The organism is Sphingobium phenoxybenzoativorans (genome assembly GCF_001757355.1).
Lineage (GTDB): Bacteria > Pseudomonadota > Alphaproteobacteria > Sphingomonadales > Sphingomonadaceae > Sphingobium > Sphingobium phenoxybenzoativorans.
This window is the reverse complement of the sequence record NZ_MINO01000169.1, coordinates 1-1,895: the sequence shown is the minus strand read 5'-3', so window position 1 is coordinate 1,895 and position 1,895 is coordinate 1. Positions and strand designations below refer to the sequence as shown.

The window sequence follows — 1,895 nt, the reverse complement described above, 5'->3', positions numbered from 1 at the left end:
ATTGGCGGCGATGCGCAGGGCGATACGCTGGTATCGATCGAGAAGCTGATCGGCTCCTCCGGCGCGGACATATTGTCGGGCGCGGCGAGCGACGATCAGCTTGACGGCGGCGCGGGCGACGACCTGCTCGTGGGCCGGGATGGCGCGGATCACCTGATCGGCGGCGCGGGCAACGATGTGCTAGACGGCGGCGCGGGCGCTGACCTTCTGGAAGGCGGCGCAGGTTTCGACACTGTTGACTATTCCCTGTCATCGGTTGCGATCTCTGCTGGCCTCGACGGCAGTACGGGCGCAGGTGGCGACGCGCAGGGCGACGTCATGACCGGCATCGAGCGGCTGGTCGGCTCCGCCTTCAACGATACGCTGACCGGCGGCGTTCTGGACGACGAACTGGTCGGCGGCGCGGGCGATGACTTCATCGCGGGCGGCGCAGGCAATGACCGGCTGCTGGGCGGCCTTGGCGACGACAATCTGCTTGGCGGCGCGGGCGCGGACATATTGGATGGCGGCCTGGGCCGCGATACAGTCGATTATTCCTCGTCCACGGCGGCGGTTACGATCAACCTGAACGGCGCGCTCGGATCGGGCGGCGACGCGCAGGGCGACCAGTTGATCGGCATCGAGAATGTCATCGGCTCCAGCTTCGACGACGTGCTGAATGGCAGCGTCGCCGATGAGGAACTGAGCGGCGGCGCGGGCGACGACTTGATCACCGGCGGCGCAGGCAATGATATCCTGCGTGGCGGCGGCGGCGACGACATATTGAATGGTGGCGCTGGCGCAGACGAGCTGATCGGCGGTAACGGCATCGACACGGCGAGCTATGCCGGGGCGACGGCCGGAGTGGCTGTCTCGCTGGACGGCAGCCTGGGCACCGGCGGCGATGCGGCGGGCGACAGCCTGATCGAGATCGAGAAGCTGATCGGTTCATCCTTCAACGATATTCTTGGCGGCGGCGCGGCGGCGGACACGATCACAGCGGGCGCAGGCGACGACAGGCTGCTCGGCAGCGTCGGTGCGGACATCATGGATGGCGGCACCGGGTTCGACATGATGGATTACAGCGCGTCGGCAGGCGCGGTGAACGTCCAGCTCGACGGATCGATCGGGATCGGCGGCGACGCGGCGGGTGATCAGCTTATCAGCATTGAAGGCGTCATCGGATCCAGCCTGGACGATATATTGGGCGGCAGCACCAATGCCGACCGGCTGGAGGGCGGCGCTGGCAACGACACCATCACCGGCGGCGGCGGCGATGACGTCATCCTGGGCGGCGCAGGCAACGACCTGCTGGACGGCGGCGCGGGCGCTGACCTTCTGGATGGCGGCGCGGGCATCGACACGGTTGATTATTCCAGTTCGACATCCGGCGTGAACGTATCGGTCGACGGTTCGACCTCGACCGGCGGTGCGGCGGAAGGAGACCAGCTCCTCAACATCGAAAATCTGATCGGTTCGGACTTTGACGACGTGCTGCTCGGCACTGGCGCGGCGGATACGCTGACCGGTGGAGCGGGCGACGACCGGCTGGGCGGACGCGGCGGAGCCGACAGGCTCTATGGCGGCGCAGGTTTCGATACGGCCGACTATTCGGACGCAACCTCGGCGATCAGCGTATCGCTGGCGACCGGCCTTGGGACGCAGGGCGACGCGAATGGCGATATCCTCGACAGCATCGAGCGGATCGTCGGATCGGCGTTTGACGACACGATCGCGGGATCGTCGGCCAATGATGTGCTGGAGGGCGGCGCTGGCGCGGACACCATTCGGGGGTCGGGCGGTGACGACACGCTGCGCGGCGGCGATGGCGACGACATATTGGATGGCGGCGTCGGGTCCGACATATTGGACGGCGGCGCGGGCATGGATACGGCCGATTATTCGGCGTCCGGCAC

At 67.1% G+C, this 1,895-nt stretch carries 1 pseudogene; it reads left to right on the top strand.

The annotated features are described in order from the left end of the window. Positions 1-1,895: pseudogene (locus BHQ40_RS24610) on the top strand (calcium-binding protein); the annotation flags it as partial.